15 protein-coding genes are annotated in these 15,319 nt (G+C 62.0%); 3 read left to right on the top strand and 12 right to left on the bottom strand.

Translation table 11 applies throughout. The annotated features are described in order from the left end of the window. Position 1 precedes the first annotated feature (1 nt). The 3 genes from CJU94_RS32320 to CJU94_RS32310 form a co-directional block, all read right to left on the bottom strand. Positions 2–439, bottom strand: a complete 438-nt coding sequence (locus tag CJU94_RS32320) for a low molecular weight protein-tyrosine-phosphatase (protein WP_095422589.1) — start codon at positions 437–439, stop codon at positions 2–4. Continuing rightward, positions 436–1,638, bottom strand: a complete 1,203-nt coding sequence (locus tag CJU94_RS32315) for a polysaccharide biosynthesis/export family protein (RefSeq protein ID WP_482811957.1) — start codon at positions 1,636–1,638, stop codon at positions 436–438. The genes CJU94_RS32320 and CJU94_RS32315 overlap by 4 nt, the downstream gene beginning before the upstream one ends. A 155-nt stretch (positions 1,639–1,793) precedes the next feature. Continuing rightward, positions 1,794–3,209: an undecaprenyl-phosphate glucose phosphotransferase gene (locus tag CJU94_RS32310; protein ID WP_095422587.1), complete on the bottom strand. Its 1,416-nt coding sequence runs from the start codon at positions 3,207–3,209 to the stop codon at positions 1,794–1,796. Positions 3,210–3,670: 461 nt separating this feature from the next. On the opposite strand from CJU94_RS32310, the gene CJU94_RS32305 reads away from it, so the two are divergent. After that, on the top strand, positions 3,671–4,648 hold the full coding sequence (locus CJU94_RS32305; protein ID WP_095422586.1) for a 2-dehydropantoate 2-reductase: 978 nt from the start codon (positions 3,671–3,673) through the stop codon (positions 4,646–4,648). Positions 4,649–4,760: 112 nt separating this feature from the next. On the opposite strand, the gene CJU94_RS32300 is transcribed toward CJU94_RS32305, so the two are convergent. From CJU94_RS32300 to oxlT, 3 genes are read right to left on the bottom strand one after another with little or no spacing between them, the layout of a single operon-like run. Then, positions 4,761–6,212, bottom strand: a complete 1,452-nt coding sequence (locus CJU94_RS32300; RefSeq protein ID WP_095422585.1) for an aldehyde dehydrogenase family protein — start codon at positions 6,210–6,212, stop codon at positions 4,761–4,763. Further along, entirely contained in the window at positions 6,202–7,278 is a 1,077-nt protein-coding gene (locus CJU94_RS32295) for a LysR family transcriptional regulator (protein ID WP_244221032.1), read from the bottom strand. Before CJU94_RS32295 ends, CJU94_RS32300 begins: the two co-directional genes overlap by 11 nt. Positions 7,279–7,308: 30 nt before the next feature. Then, complete coding sequence (gene oxlT, locus CJU94_RS32290; protein ID WP_095422584.1) at positions 7,309–8,652, bottom strand: oxalate/formate MFS antiporter; 1,344 nt, start codon at positions 8,650–8,652, stop codon at positions 7,309–7,311. A gap of 409 nt (positions 8,653–9,061) precedes the next feature. On the opposite strand from oxlT, the gene CJU94_RS32285 reads away from it, so the two are divergent. Together CJU94_RS32285 and CJU94_RS32280 are read left to right on the top strand one after the other, a co-directional pair. Beyond that, positions 9,062–10,009, top strand: coding sequence for a LysR family transcriptional regulator (locus CJU94_RS32285; protein ID WP_095422583.1), 948 nt, complete (start codon positions 9,062–9,064; stop codon positions 10,007–10,009). Positions 10,010–10,105: 96 nt separating this feature from the next. Next, the gene (locus CJU94_RS32280) at positions 10,106–10,411 is read left to right on the top strand and encodes a hypothetical protein (protein ID WP_095422582.1); all 306 of its coding nucleotides are present in this window, start codon (positions 10,106–10,108) and stop codon (positions 10,409–10,411) included. Between the two features lie 62 nt (positions 10,412–10,473). On the opposite strand, the gene CJU94_RS32275 is transcribed toward CJU94_RS32280, so the two are convergent. From CJU94_RS32275 to CJU94_RS32255, 6 genes are all read right to left on the bottom strand, one after another. Further along, positions 10,474–11,427, bottom strand: a complete 954-nt coding sequence (locus tag CJU94_RS32275; protein ID WP_095422581.1) for an NAD(P)(+) transhydrogenase (Re/Si-specific) subunit beta — start codon at positions 11,425–11,427, stop codon at positions 10,474–10,476. A gap of 65 nt (positions 11,428–11,492) precedes the next feature. Next, on the bottom strand, positions 11,493–12,311 hold the full coding sequence (locus tag CJU94_RS32270; protein ID WP_095422580.1) for a fumarylacetoacetate hydrolase family protein: 819 nt from the start codon (positions 12,309–12,311) through the stop codon (positions 11,493–11,495). 24 nt (positions 12,312–12,335) lie between these two features. Next, the gene (gene frc / locus CJU94_RS32265) at positions 12,336–13,583 is read right to left on the bottom strand and encodes a formyl-CoA transferase (RefSeq protein WP_095422579.1); all 1,248 of its coding nucleotides are present in this window, start codon (positions 13,581–13,583) and stop codon (positions 12,336–12,338) included. A gap of 24 nt (positions 13,584–13,607) precedes the next feature. Continuing rightward, positions 13,608–13,793, bottom strand: a complete 186-nt coding sequence (locus tag CJU94_RS41040) for a hypothetical protein (protein ID WP_157763831.1) — start codon at positions 13,791–13,793, stop codon at positions 13,608–13,610. Between the two features lie 356 nt (positions 13,794–14,149). Next, a complete protein-coding gene (locus CJU94_RS32260; protein WP_095422578.1) occupies positions 14,150–14,869 on the bottom strand; it encodes a GntR family transcriptional regulator in 720 nt (239 codons plus the stop codon). Then, positions 14,847–15,068, bottom strand: coding sequence for a hypothetical protein (locus CJU94_RS32255; RefSeq protein ID WP_095422577.1), 222 nt, complete (start codon positions 15,066–15,068; stop codon positions 14,847–14,849). Before CJU94_RS32255 ends, CJU94_RS32260 begins: the two co-directional genes overlap by 23 nt. Positions 15,069–15,319: the final 251 nt, after the last annotated feature.

Raw genomic sequence — 15,319 nt, 5'->3', positions numbered from 1 at the left:
TTCAGTGCATCAGCCTGGCAATGTCTTCGCACCATTTCAAAACGCTGTGCTCGATTTGCGCGAAGGCGAGTTCAAAAATGACACGATGCCGTTGATACGGATCCACAATATCAAGCTGCTCGTGCTCGCCCAGCCGAAAAACCTTCCCCCTTGCGGACGGAAAGCGATCGAGAATCAGCGCTCGCTGTGTGTTCGTCATGGTTAGCACCACATCCGCTGCGCGCACGTGTTCGTCGTTCAACGCCTCCGCCACATGCCCACTAATATCCACGCCGTGCTCACGCGCAACCTCGACCGCCAGCGGATCCGCATGCCGTCCAACGAGCGCGCGCGTGCCGGCGGAACTCACGACAACGGACGGCAATGCCCGCTCGAGAATTGCCCGCGCCACCGGACTGCGGCAAACATTCCCCTCACACACCATCAGAACCCGGGTCATTTTGCGATCACCCCCGCGGTCAACCCCGTGCTGATCAACGGCATCAACAGACTCAGCACACGATTGAAGCGAACGAGACCGCTTCCGTCCACATACACCACGTCCTTCGGCTGCAACTCGAAATCCTTGGCGAGCAGCATAGCGACCGGCGAATGGCCGTCGAGGTGAAACACCTGCGGCGTGCCCGTGAGCGAGCCGCGTATCACGAACATCTGGGCCGCGTCGGCGGTCGACGCATTCACGCTGCCGGCCTGCGAAAGCGCGTCGGCGAGCGTCATACGCCCTGTTCGGCGCGCAATCGCGGAGACCGGTCTGTTCACTTCGCCCATCACATACGCGTCGTTTTCGTCGCGCGACACGACGCGCAGCAGATCGCCGGGTTTCAGATAGAGGCGCGACGGACTTAATCCCTGAGCAAGCATTTGCGTCAGGTTCACGCGATGAGTCTGCTCGCCACGCACCAGAACGAGGTCGCTCTGGTCGGCTGCGTCACTGAAGCCGCCCGCGCGGCCGACTGCTTCGTAGAGCGTCATGGGCACATCGTTGAAGGCCAACGCTCCGGGGCTGCGCACTTCCCCATCCACATAAACCTGGTGCGCCCGATAGGACGCCATCCGCACCGTCACTTGCGGTTTGACGAAGTACCTGGCGAGCGCGTCGCTCAACCGTTGCCGAATCTCTTCGGTGCGCAGGCCGGCTACGTGCAGCGTGCCTGCATACGGAAATGTCAGGGTCCCGTTCTGATCGACGACGAATCCAGCAAGCGGATCGCCCGGACGCGACGACGACTGGGTCTGCGTAGACCCGAGTGCGGCCGCAAATTCCGGATGATCCCAGACGACGATCTGCAGCACGTCGCCGGGCCCAATCGTATAAGCCTGTGGCGCTTCAGAGAGTAATTGCGACAGTTCGAGCTGTTGCTGTTTCCTGCTTCGAGCCAGTTGCGAGATCAACGCCGCGTCGACCTCCGTGATGGCGATATCCGGCGTGCCGGCCGTTGCATCGGCCTTTTCGCTTGCCACGCTTTCGCCATGCTCGTCCGCAACACTCGATGCACCGGACGCACCCGGCAGGTCCTGCACGCGAGACGTCTCCATTCGCATACCCGGCGCCACCGCGCATGCGCTGGTCAACACGGTTACCGCCGCCATCAAAACCCCAAGCCTGAACGCCGGCCGGGTTGAAAATACCGCTAACATCTTGTTCAACCTATTCAAGAGAACGCGGCGAAGCCACGTTCTCGCTGCCCGCCATGGGGCAGATTTGATTCATATTCCACTGGGACATGCGCCGTCTTTTAAATCAGCTGTACTTCATGATCAGTCTGATTGCACAGAGCGCGTGAAGTCGCACTTCAATACGCATTCCGATGCCGCGCCCCCCTCACCACCGTCGCAATCACAATCCGCATATCCAACCCAAACGACCAGTTACGCAAGTAGTACAGATCGTGTTCCACTCGCGCCTGCATCTTTTCAACCCGATCCGTCTCCCCTCGTAAGCCGTTCACCTGCGCCCATCCCGTGATGCCCGGCTTGACCCGGTACCGATGGATATAACCGTCGACGATGCCGCGGTACTGGTCGTCGTGCTCGATCGCGTGAGGCCGCGGGCCCACGACTGACATTTCTCCACGCAGCACATTCAAGAACTGCGGCAGTTCATCCAGGCTCGTGCGGCGCAGGAACGCCCCCACACGAGTCACTCGCGGATCGTCACGCGTGGCCTGACGCACCACGCCGGGCCGCTGCTCGTGGTCACGCATCGACCGAAACTTGTAGATGCGGAACACACGCCCGTCCGCCCCTTTGCGCCGCTGGGTAAACAACACCGGCCCTTTCGACGTCGCCTTGATGGCCACTGCAATCGACGCCATCACCGGCGCCAACGCCAGCAACGCCGCGATCGCGAACAGCCGGTCGAAAACCGCTTTCTGAACCAACGCGTACGGTGTCATCGGCGAGGCCATCAGATTGATGGCGGGCGCGCCGACCAGATCGACGACGTTCCGATCGAACATCGCGAGACTGCGTACGTCGGGAATGAAGCGCACATTGACGAGGTCGCCGCTGAATTCGTCGAGAATCCGCAGCACGGTGTCCTCTTCGGACATGGGCAGCGCAAGCCACACCTCTTCGATCTGTTCGCGGCGCACCCAGTCGGCGAATTCGCGCAGATGGCCGAACGCCGGCAAGCCGGGAAAATCTGACTCACGCTGCTGCCGCGGGTTGAACGTGGCGGCCATCCGGAAGCCCGCATCCGGCGACCGGTCGATGTTGGCAATCACACGGTCGCGATGCGCACCCGCGCCCACCACCGCCACCATGCGCAGGTTGCCGCCCGCGCGCCTCATGCGACCGAGGACCGCATGTATGAGCAGACGTGAGACGACCAGCCCCGCCGCCGTGATCGCGGTCCAACTCACGCACCAGAGCCGCGACACCGACGCAGTACGGTGAAGCAGGAACAACATGGCAAGACCGCAAAGCTGCACCGCGATCCAGCCGAAGACGATATTCAAACTCAGACGCCATTTCGACCGGCCACGCCACGAGTCATACACGCCGAACCACGGCAACAGCAGAATGGCGAACGCCATGTCGAATGCGACGAAAGCACCCTCGAAAATCGATAGGCCTGCACGAGGCACGAGCGCGAGCGAAGCCAGCGCCGCTCCCAACGCGATCAGCATCACGTCGAGCAGGCGAGCCAGCATGCTGTCCACATCTGCAAAATTGCGGCCAGTGGGTTGACGAATTGCCGTTCGCATTGTGCCGCCCTACCGCGCCACGGGGTGGCGAAGCGGAACACCGGCTTCGACGCCGCGCAGGCAGTTCACCGGTGCTACATACGCGAACATGACGGAATAGTCCAAAACTGTCCTCGGTTCCATGGCATCACTCTCAATACAGTCCGTTTGCAATGCCAACCGAATGCATCACCTTTCGAAGAGATCGCATTCTGCCTGCACCACGATCGCCGAAAGATGGGAAATTTCCCAATCCTGCGCCGCATTCGTCAGCTTGCGAATCCGAGTTTCAGACTGGCTCCGAATGCTCCAAAAACATCGCGGTTACCCTTGGTCCATAACCTATCCCTAATGCACCCACCAAGAAACTTTAACTATCTGCAATCATCGCCTCCCCTTATGCTCAAGCAGTGACCCGCAAACCGTGCACGGCGAGAGACGGCACCGGGCAAACGACTATTCATCGTCAGAGGAGCGGCATCATGAAGATCTGTGTCTTCGGAGCGGGAGCGATCGGCGGCTTGATGGGTGTGCAGTTGGCACGCGCCGGCGCGGATGTGAGTTTCGTCGCGCGCGGCGCGCATCTCGCGGCCATGCGGGAACACGGCGCGCGCTTGATCATGGACGGCGAGACGTTCAGCGCGCCGGTACGCTGCACGTCCGACCCTCGCGAACTCGGCGTGCAGGACTTCGTGATCGTCACGCTGAAAGCGCATTCGCTGCCCGGCGTGGTCGACACCATGCAGCCGCTGCTCGGCAAACACACGGCGATCGTCACGGGCGTCAACGGCATTCCTTACTGGTACTTCTATCAGCACGGCGGCAGATTCGCCGGCACGCGGCTCGCGAGTGTCGACCCCGACGGCGGTCAATGGACGAAGCTCGGGCCTGAACGGGCGATCGGCTGCGTGCTCTATCCCGCCGCCGAAATCGTCGAACCCGGTGTCATCAAGCATGTGTACGGCAAGAAATTCCCGATCGGCGAGCCGAGCGGCGAACGCACGCCACGCATTCAGCAACTGCACGAAATCATGCAGGCGGCGGGTTTCGAAGCACCGATCCGCGACAATATCCGCGACGAAATCTGGCTCAAGCTATGGGGCAATCTGTGCTTCAACCCGATCAGCGCCCTGACGCATGCCACGCTCGACGTGCTCACCAGCGACCCCGGCACGCGCGCCGTATCGCGCACGATGATGCTCGAGGCCAAGCGCATTGCAGATCAATTCGGCGTGCACTTTCGCGTCGATGTGGAAAAGCGCATTGACGGCGCGGGTGCGGTCGGCGCGCATAAGACCTCGACCCTCGTCGACCTGGAGAATCGTCGTCCGATGGAGATCGATCCGCTCCTGACGGTCGTGCAGGAAATGGGCCGCCTCGTCGGCGAACCCACGCCGACTGTCGACGTCGTCCTCGCGCTCATCAAACTGCGTGAACGGATGGCGTTGCAGGGGGATTGAGAGCAGGAAAGGGGAATCGAGAGACCTCGCAGCGGCACGGCAGCAGGCAAAAGAGGCGGCAGACAAAAGAGGATCGAACGCCACGCGCGTCCTATCCTCTTTTCATTTAGCCCTACTGGTCGATCGCGAGCCACACCGCCTTGGGCTCGGTGAAGTTTTCAATCGCAACGTCGCCGTGTTCGCGGCCGAAACCCGAGTCGCCGGACCCTCCCCAAGGCAAACGCACATCGGTATAGCCGTAGGTGTTGATCCACACGGTCCCCGCCCTCAGATCCCGCGCCACCCGGTGCACGCGACCGATATCCGCGCTCCACACGCCCGCGGCGAGGCTATACAACGTGCCGTTGGCAATCCGTATCGCGTCGGCTTCATCGTTAAAGCGAAGCACGCTCGCCACCGGCCCGAAGATCTCTTCCTGCGAAATGCGCATTTCATGCTCGACGTCGGCAAAGACGGTCGGCTCGACAAAGAAGCCGCGCTCGCCCACCCGCGCGCCACCTGTCACGAGCGACGCCCCTTCGGCGCGCCCTGTTTCGACATAGCCCAGCACCGTCTTCATTTGCGCGGCCGAGATGAGCGGTCCCATCGACGTTTCGCGCGACGATGGATCGCCGACCTTGATCGACTTCGCGCGAGCGGCCAGGCGCTCGACCACTTCGTCGTACACATCGCGATGAGCGAGAATGCGCGAGCCCGCCGAACACACCTGGCCGGTGTTGAAGAAGATCCCGGCCGCCGCGGCGCGCACCGCGTTGTCGAGATTGGCATCCGGGAAAATCAGGTTGGCGGATTTACCGCCGAGCTCCAGCGTGACGCGTTTGAAATTGCCGGCCGCACCTTGCAGAATGCCGCGCCCCACGGAGGGCGAGCCCGTGAAGGTCACCTTGTCGACGCCGGGATGCGCGACCAGCGCATCGCCGACCACGCGTCCCTTGCCGGTGACGATGTTCAGCACGCCCGGCGGCACGCCCGCTTCAAGTGCGAGTTCGCCGATACGCAATGCGCTGAGCGGGGTGATCTCCGCGGGCTTGACGATCAACGTACAACCGCACGCGAGCGCCGGCGCGATCTTCCACATGCCGATCATCAGCGGGAAGTTCCACGGCACGATCGCGGCGACCACACCGACCGGTTCGCGCAGCGTGTACGTCAATGCATCGGGGCGCACGGGCACGACCTGGCCGTTGATCTTGTCGCACCAGCCTGCGTAGTATTCGAGCGTATCGATCGCGGCCGGGATGTCCTGGCGCATCACCGCGGCGATCGGCTTGCCGGCGTCGAGACTTTCGAGTGCGGCGAGTTCCTCCAGGTTCGCCCGCATCAGGGCGGCCAGACGCATCAGAATGCGGCCGCGCTCAGCGGTCCGTATCGCGTTCCATACTTTCAATGCGGCGCGTGCCGCGCTTACGGCCGCATCCACGTCGGCGGCGCTGCCTTGCGCGACCAGCGCGATCGGCTCTTCGGTGGCGGGGTTGATATCGACGGAATATTCGCCGGTGCCGGGCGGCAAACGCTTGCCGTCGATCAGCAGATCATGGCGCCTGAGGTCGGTTTCAGTTTCCATCATGAAGCTCCTTGCTTGAGATGCTGGCGGAGAAATCGCATGGGCTGAATGCTTGCGAATCGGTTGGGGATAAGGGGCGTGGCCGGGGCTCCTGGAGTACGGCGTCGCCGCGCGCATCGGTCGATGCCGTTCGCACGGGCGAAGCGAACGGCGACACGTCGTCGGCAGGTGAAGTCACGCAGGCGGGCGCGGAGAATTGCGCCCACGCCGCTGCGGCGTTGGGTCGGAGGGAACGGTTGCGGCGATGCACGAGCAGCGTCGTCAGATTCATGCCGGGCCCGAGCGGACGGCTGACGAGTGACGGACCAATCGCGGGCCAATGCGCGTCAATGGGCAAGATGCCGACGCCAAGCCCCAGTTCGACCATGCGCAACACCGCCGCGACATGCCCGAATTCCTGCACCGGCCTGCGCTTCACGCCGTTCGTATTGAAGGCGAGTTCGAGCGCCGCGCGCACGCCGGCGTCGGCATTCAGGGTAACGAGGGCCCATTCGTGCAATGCGCTCCATGCGACGGTGGCATGGCGTGCCAGCGGATGCGCAGCCGGCATCACCGCGTGGAGCGGCGTCGTGAAAACCACTTGCGCATGCAACAGATCGCCGGCGAGCGGCTCGGCCAGCGAAACCACGCCGAAATCCACCTCGCCTTGCTCGACGCTCGCGAGCACACCACTCTGGGGTTGATCCCTGACAGAGACGTTCAGTTCGGGAAAAGCCGCCGCGCAGCGTGCGAGACCCTGCGCCACCCAGCTCGACGACAACACCGGATTGCTTGCCAGCACCACGACGCCAGTGTGGCCGTCGTAAGCGGCCCGCTCTTCTCGCAGCGTCAGTTCGATTTCATCGAGCAGCCGGCCAATCCTTCGTTCGAGACTTGCACCCGCATGAGTCAATTCAACCTGGCGAGTGGTACGGTCGAACAGTTTCAGTTCGACGGCTTCTTCGAGTTCGCGCACGCAACGGCTCACCGCCGATTGTGTCAACTCGAACTCACGCGCCGCGCGCGTGAAGCTTCGCTCACGCGCAACGGCGACAAACACCTTGAGTTGCTGCAACGAAACATTCATGACATGACTGCCGGGAGCGGGGCGCTCACCCTATTCCCCTGTCTGCTCAGGCCAGTGACTCAGCCGCGAGGCCTGGCCGGCGCCGGCCACCGCCAGCACACCCTGAGGCTCGTTGTGCGTTTCGATCCAGCGCGCGCGCATCGGGGCCAGTATGAATTTGGCCGCGATGCCCGCGGCGATCGTCACCGTGGCGGAGACGATAAAGACGAGGTTCCAGCCGCCCGTCGCCGATAGAACCGAGGCAATCGGCACCAGCAGCGAGGCCGTGCCCTTCGCGGTGTACAAGGTGCCCGCATTGGCCGCCGCGTACTTGCTGCCGAAGGTATCGGCGCAGATCGCCGGGAAGATCGAAAAGATCTCGCCCCAGAAGAGGAAGATCAACGCCGCGAACGTCATGAACGCATACGGGTTGGTGCCGTATTGCATCAAGCCGAGCAATGCCAACCCTTCGCCGATGAAGATCACGAACATCGTATTTTCGCGGCCGAGCTTGTCGGAGATGAAGCCGCACAGCGGACGCGTAAAGCCGTTGCAGACATTGTCGATGGAAAGCGTGGCGGTCAGCAGCGGCAAGGTCATGCCGAAGATCGTCATCGGAATGCGTGCGAGGCCCCAGTCTTTCGCGATCGGACCGATCTGCGCGGTCGCCATCAAGCCGCCCGCGGCCACCGCCACGAACGACACGTAGATCACCCAGAACACCGGCGCCTTGATCATCTGACCCGGCGTGAAGTCCACCTTCGAGACGGCGAACTTCTTCTTCGGAGCGGCTTGCTGGCGCAAATTCGGCTTTTTCAGCAACAGTGCGAGCGCCAGAATGCATCCGCCTTGCAGAATGCCGAAGAAGAAGAACGTGTGCTCATAGCCCGACCGCGTAATCATGTTGGCGATCGGAATCACCGTCACCGCGGCGCCCGCGCCGAAGCCCGCCGCCGTGAGACCCGCCGCGAGACCGCGCCGGTCCGGAAACCATTTCAACGCATTGCCCACGCATGTGCCGTACACGCCGCCCGCACCGATCCCGGCGATGACCGCGGACACGTACAGCATCGGCAAGGTCGTCACATATGAATTCATCACCCACGCAATGCCCGCGCACACGGCGCCGCCCGCGACCACGGGCCGAGGCCCGAATCGGTCGACGAGCCAGCCTTCGAGCGGCACGAGCCACGTCTCAGTCAGAATGAAGATCGCGAACGCAAGCTGAATCGACGCTTCGCCCCAGTGATGTCGCGCGTTCATCGGCGTGACGAACAAGGTCCACGCGTATTGAAGATTGGCGACCAATGCCATGCACACCATGCCGATGACGAGTTGCCACCAACGGTTCGCCCAAAACACGGGGGCTTTGATCTGCTGAGTGATTTCGTCCATGAGCCTTGTCTCCACTATTTATTTAGTGCAGCCGGCCAACGTCCCGAAGGAAGTCCCGCTTGGGGACACGCCGCGCTGTATACATCCCACCTTATGGTTATGACCCGAAAAGCCGCGCCCTCGGGAATATCTGATATTTACGTCTTTAATCCGCTGCTTTAAAAATCAACCGGCTTAAATCATCGCATTTTCGAAAGTGCTTTATTCCGATCAATTAACGCCGCGTATTGCGACCAGGCTCCGGTCGCCCGCTCCACGGGGCCTGAAATCCCAGCGTTAACCCGAGTACTTCGGCCACTTCTGCGGCGGCAATTCCGCTTTCTTATAAGAGTCATGCTAGGGTCATTGCTGAATTACTAATAATTAAAGTTTGTTATTATGTTGATTCACATTTGCTTATACATCGGTCATGACGATGCGAAATGCGACTCTGCGGCAACTGAAGGTTTTCGAAACGGTGGCGCGCCACCTGAGCTTCTCGCGCGCCGCCGAGGAACTGCATCTCACCCAGCCGGCCGTCTCCACTCAGGTCCGGCAACTCGAAGAACACGCCGGGCTGCCGCTGTTCGAACAACTCGGTAAAAAAATCTATCTGACGCCGGCCGGCACCGAAATGCTTCACTACAGTCGCGCGATCATCCAGCAGTTCCACGAAGTGGACGAGGCGATGAGTCAGCTCAAGGGTGTCTCGGGCGGCAAGCTGAATGTCGCGGTGATCAGTGCGGGCGACTACTTCTTTCCGCGACTGCTGGCCGAATTCACGCGCCGCTACTCGGGCGTCGTGCTCAATCTCGCCGTGCACAACCGCGAGGAACTGCTGCATCAGCTCGCGACCAATCAGACCGATCTCGCGGTGATGGTGCGCCCGCCCCACGAAACCGACGCGACCAACGAACCGTTCGCGCCGCACCCGTATGTGATCGTGGCGGCGCCCACGCATCCGCTCGCTCATAAGCGCAACATCAAGATCGGCCAGTTGGCCAATGAAGCTTTTATCGTGCGGGAACGCGGCTCGGACACGTGGAATTCGATGGAAGAGGGTTTCGCCGGGCGCCTTTCCAACCTGAAGATCGCAATGGAGATCAAGAGCACCGAGACGATCAAGCAGGCCGTGATCGCGGGCATGGGTATCGCGTTTCTGTCGGCGCATACGATCAGCCTCGAACTGCAGGTCGGCCATCTTGTCGTGCTCGATGTCGAGAGCTTTCCGGTCATGCTCAACTGGTACGTGGTACACCGCAAGAACAAGCGCCTGCCACCGGTTGCGGTCGCCTTCAAACGTTTTCTCATGGAAGAAGGCGCGAATCTCATCGAGAAGATCACGCGCGTCAAGGAATTGAGCGTGTATAAGCAGTAGGCTATGGAGAACCAATGAAAATTTAACTATTGCATATTCATCAGGACTTCTATGCTGCAAGCGGGTTCCATCACTCGTCTGCCCAGGAGGCCGATCATGAATCACGCTTCGGTTCAATCTCATACGAGCGCGCACGCGGCGCGTGCTGCCGCGATCCATCCCGACGACGCCCACCTGAGCGCATACAACGCCGCTTTCAGCGACCTCGGCCTGCGCTTTCGCTGGGACCGCGCCACGCTCGACGTGCTCAAGGAATTCAACAGCGAAGCAGCCCGGATCACCGCCTACATCGAGCGGTTCCACGGCCACCTTCATCGGGCCTACGACGCGGACTTTCTCGCTCAACTGATTTTGCACAAGAAGTGCCAGTACTTCAGCGAGTTCGCGTCGACCGGCGGCTGAGAACATCGGCTGCGTCGCGAAGCCGCTTTGCGCCGTGCCTGCCGTTCTATCTGCGCGTGCATTCATGAGACACGCCGTGTCGTGGCGCGGGTGGATCGATGGTGAGCGCACATGCGTTGTCGCCCTTCTCCGTTCACGCTGTGTCGCTCGCTTCGACAGCGTGGGTAGGCGGCCGTGCGCACATCGCCTCGCGTGGCGTCGCGCAGCGTCCAGGCCTGCTCCTCGCCGCCGCGCCATTCGATTCGTGCCAGCAGCCCGCGTCTGTCGGTCGTCGGACCATGGCTATGGCAACGCGCCGCAAACGCTAGCGCGCCTGAATCGTGGCCGTACTCGCGGGCATTGGCGCGGGCATCGGCGCGGGCATCGGAATACTCGCGGCTGATCATCAGATGAACACCCATCGCGCACGCCACCGCACTCATCGCGAGTAGCGCGGCGAGTCCGAACGGCTGGGCCTGTTCGGTGACGAAGCCGTAGCCGAGCCAACCACACAGCAGCAGCGCAAGCAGATTGACGATGTCGTGACCGGGTCGCACCACCGCGGCGCGTTCCAGCGCACCGCGCAGTTTGCAGAACGCAATCGCCGATGTGGCGAAGATCAACGCGCCTATGAACACGGCGATACAAAGTTCAACGCGCTCGACGTTCGCCTGCACCGCCGACGATAGATAACGCGCAAAACCGCCCGACATGACGGCGAGCCCCATGCCGCTGCCCATCAGCGCGACGAGGCGCGGCCGCCGCGTCAGGTTGCGTCGGCGCGTCAGCCAGGCGCCGAGCCCCGCGCCCGCCACAGCAGCGCCGGCCACGCCGTTGCCCGCGCCCACGCCGGCTGCGAGAAGCCCCGCAAGCGCGGCCGCCAAAACGCCGGCGTGCCAGTCAGGGCGGCGCCTCGAGCGCCGTTCGAGCTGCAGTTGCCCGACCACCTGCCCGAGCGCGGCAAGCGCAACGGCCAACGCGAAAGCAACCACAACAGCCAGCGAACCCCAGACGGCACTGTCATACGCTAGCGGCATACGAGCTCCTCCGTGTCGGCATGCATGGGGCACGCGCCCCATGCAACGCGAAGTCAGTGAACCGTTCAGATGGCGCCTGCCACGACAGGCTCGGCGCCGGCCGCGGTGCCCGCTCGCGCGGCGCTCAACGTATTGCTCAGGGTGCCGATCCCATCGACCGTGATCGACACCGTCGCGCCATCCTTGATCGAACCGACACCGACCGACGTGCCGCACGCAATCACATCGCCCGGTTCGAGCGTGAGATCCTGCGAGATGAGACTGACCTGCTCGGCGGGCGAGAAAACCATGTCGGCGAGCGGATAGTCCTGCCGCTCCACGCCGTCGAGCGTCGTGACAAGCCGCGCGCGCTGCCAGTCGAAACCGGAGACGATCGCCGGCCCGATACAACAAAACGTGTCGAAGCCCTTCGCGCGGCACCATTGCGGAAAGTGCGGATTCTCGTTCAGCAGATCCGCAGCCGTGACGTCGTTCACGAGCGTATAGCCGAAGATCGCTGCGGCGGCTTCTTCGACACTCGCGTCGCGGCAGCGGCGCCCGATCACGATGCCAAGCTCGCCCTCATAAACGATCTTGCCGGTGTAGCTGAGCGGCCGCCGGATCGGTTCACCCGCGCCGATCACCGACCCCGCCGGCTTGAGCAGAAAGAGCGGGTGAGACGGCACGGGCTTGTCGAGCTTCGCGGCCAGCGCGTGATAGTTATTCCACAGCGCGACAATCTTGCCCGGCGCGCATGGCGCGAGCGGGGTTAGTGCGCGCGTCGACAGCACGGCGCCGGTCGGCACCGCCTGATCGAGACTTTCATATTCGTGCAGATAGCCCCCCTCCACACGGCCGAACACGACGCCGCCGTCGCCCGACATGAACCGCATCCACGTATCCATACGTCGCTCCTTGTGCGCCTGGCCCTAGATCGCGCCGGCAGTGCGCAGCGCGCTGATCTGTTCGGGCGAATAGCCGAGTTCGGCCATGACTTCGTCGGTATGTTCGCCGAGCAGCGGTGAACGCGTGACCTCGGTCGGACTGTCCGACAGTTTGATAGGATTGCCAACCGTCAGGTATTTGCCCCGAGTCGGATGATCCACTTCGACAATCGTGCCGGTTTTGCGCAGCGACGGTTCTTCGGCGATTTCCTTCATCGACAGAATCGGGCCGCACGGAATGTCGTATTTGTTGAGAATCTGCATGGCCTCGAACTTGGTCTTCGTCATGGTCCAGCGCTCGATCTCGGCGAAGATGTCCTTCAGGTGCGGCAGACGCGCGGCGGGCGTCGCGTAATCGGGATCCGTCGCCCACTCTTCCTTGCCGATCACATTGCAGATCTTCGCCCATACCGGCGCCTGCGTGATGAAGTAGATATACGCATTGGGGTCCGTCTCCCAGCCTTTGCACTTCAGGATCCAGCCCGGCTGACCGCCGCCCGATGCGTTGCCCGCGCGCGGCACCGCTTCGCCGAACTCTCCGTTCGGATATTGCGGATACTCTTTCATGACGCCGGTGCGTTCGAGCCGCTGCTGGTCGCGCAACTTCACGCGGCACAGATTGAGCACGCCGTCCTGCATCGCGGCGAGCACGCGCTGGCCGCGTCCGGTGTGCGTGCGCTGATAGAGCGCCGTGACAATGCCGAGCGCCAGATGCAAGCCGGTGCCGCTGTCGCCGATCTGCGCGCCCGTCACGACCGGCGGGCCGTCGTCGAAACCAGTGGTCGAGGCCGCGCCGCCCGCGCATTGCGCGACATTCTCGTAGACCTTGCAATCCTCGTAGGGCCCCGGGCCGAAGCCCTTCACCGAAGCGACGATCATGCGCGGATTCAACTCCTGAATCCGCTCCCAGGTGAAGCCCATGCGATCCAGCGCGCCCGGCGCGAAGTTTTCCACCAGCACATCGCATTTCTGGATCAGCGCTTCGAGCACCTGCTTGCCTTCGGGGTTCTTCGTATCGATCGTGACCGACCGCTTGTTGTGGTTGAGCATCGTGAAGTAGAGGCTGTCCACATCGGGAATATCGCGCAATTGCTCACGCGTGATGTCGCCCGCGCCTGCCCGCTCCACTTTGACCACATCCGCCCCGAACCACGCGAGCAGCTGCGTGCAGGTGGGTCCGGATTGCACATGCGTGAAGTCGAGAATGCGCACGCCGTCGAGTGCTTTGCTCATGTCCTGTCTCCTGAAGGGCGCGTCTTATTTGCACATGGTTGGGTTTGGAGTCCCCGGCGCATGCTCGCGCGGGTCGAAATCGGCGGTTCCCATATCGAACGCGGTCGTGCCGAGCGAGCCCGCGCCGTTGATGCGCGTCTTCCGCTCGAGCACCTCTTCGGTCTGTGTGCTGCCCATCGCTGAAGTCAGGGGCGAAACAACTGCGGACATAGTCGTCTCCTGGTCGGCTTCGACACATACGGTATGTGATATATCAGTTTCGATCAAGCTTGAATTCCAGATGCCGCTTGGATGAGATTTCGCCTCCTTAGGCTTACTCAGCTTGAGTGTTACGACGAGAAACAGCGAACCGGTGAAGGCGGGTCGAGGGAAAACACTGAGGTCTTGGCTCCGCTTGGCACGTTTGATATATCACATACCATATTTCTAAGACCGTCAAGCGAGGTTTATCCCGCACCTCGCCTGGCACGCGCCAGCCCGGCTCGCTGGAAACAAAAAGGCCCGCGGTGTGTCCACCGCGGGCCCTTCCTATCCAGTTCGCCACTCAGACCACTGCGAAGCCGCTGTTAGTCCAGAAAATCGCAATTCGCCTCGACAAACGCGGCGAGATCCAGCGAATGCTGACGCGTAAGTCGCTCGGCGAGTTCGGTATCCCGCTGCTCCAGCGCCTCGATAATGCGTAGATGATCGACGATCGAGCGCGAAGCCCGGTCGCTCTGCGAAATGGTCATACGGCGGATCGCCCGGACGTGGATGAAGATGTTCTTGATCGTGTCGAGAATGATCTGCGACTTGGACAACTCGACGATCGCCTGGTGAAACGCGATGTTGGCGTCCGAATACTCAGCGATGTGCTCGGCCGGCGTGGCGTCGCGGAAGTTGTCGAACATGTGGCGCAGCCGGGCAATTTCCTCGTCCGTGGCGTGCAGCGTAGCTAAACGCGCCGCCATGCTTTCTAGCGCGGCCCACATCTGGATCATTTCGACGATTTCGCGCTTGCTCTTGCGCACGATATAAATGCCGCGCCGCGGCACCATGCGCAGAAAGCCTTCCTGCTCGAGCAGCGTCATCGCCTCGCGCACCGGCGTGCGGCTAACGCCGAGCGATTCGCTCAGCACGCGCTCGTCGAGCCGGATTTCCTCGCGGCTCTGATAGATGTCCGCGTCGGCGATGGCCTGGCGGAGCATGGCATAGGCCTGATCGCGCAAGCTCGCGCTCGCGCCGATCGGCTGCAATGACAACGTCAAAGGTGTAGCCACTGCTTCAGTTTGAAGTTCTGACGACATTCATCGCCTCTTGTTGAACATGCACACGGTACGGTGCCGGCCATGCTGCGCCGCGTTGCTCGCCCAACCCCACGAAGCGGCCATGTTGCGCTGCAAGTTGCGCAACCGGATGCGGAATCCAGCGGGTCAACAGCACCGTGGCGGCAGAGCCCAAACCCACGAAAGCGACGGCCAGCAGCAAGAGAGGAACAACTTCCATTTGTAACTCCGAATGATTGAGTGAACGAATGACTCAATCATATGCTGCAATGCCGCAAAAATCAATATTCGGTATGTAGTATATCAGCAACTGTTGTTTTCGAGATTGAGCCTTCAAGGTAGCACGGGCTGCTCGAAGCGGGTTAGCCGCCGCACCGGAACGCGCCGCACCCCGTGTAAACACGCAAAACGCGCGCTATGCGCTCACGTGCGTCCGATGATCGCGCAATATCGATCGAATGCGGATTGTGG

The sequence above is a fragment of the Paraburkholderia aromaticivorans genome (genome assembly GCF_002278075.1).
Lineage (GTDB): Bacteria > Pseudomonadota > Gammaproteobacteria > Burkholderiales > Burkholderiaceae > Paraburkholderia > Paraburkholderia aromaticivorans.
The sequence above is the reverse complement of the archived record's forward strand: the minus strand, read 5'-3'. Positions and strand labels throughout refer to the sequence as shown.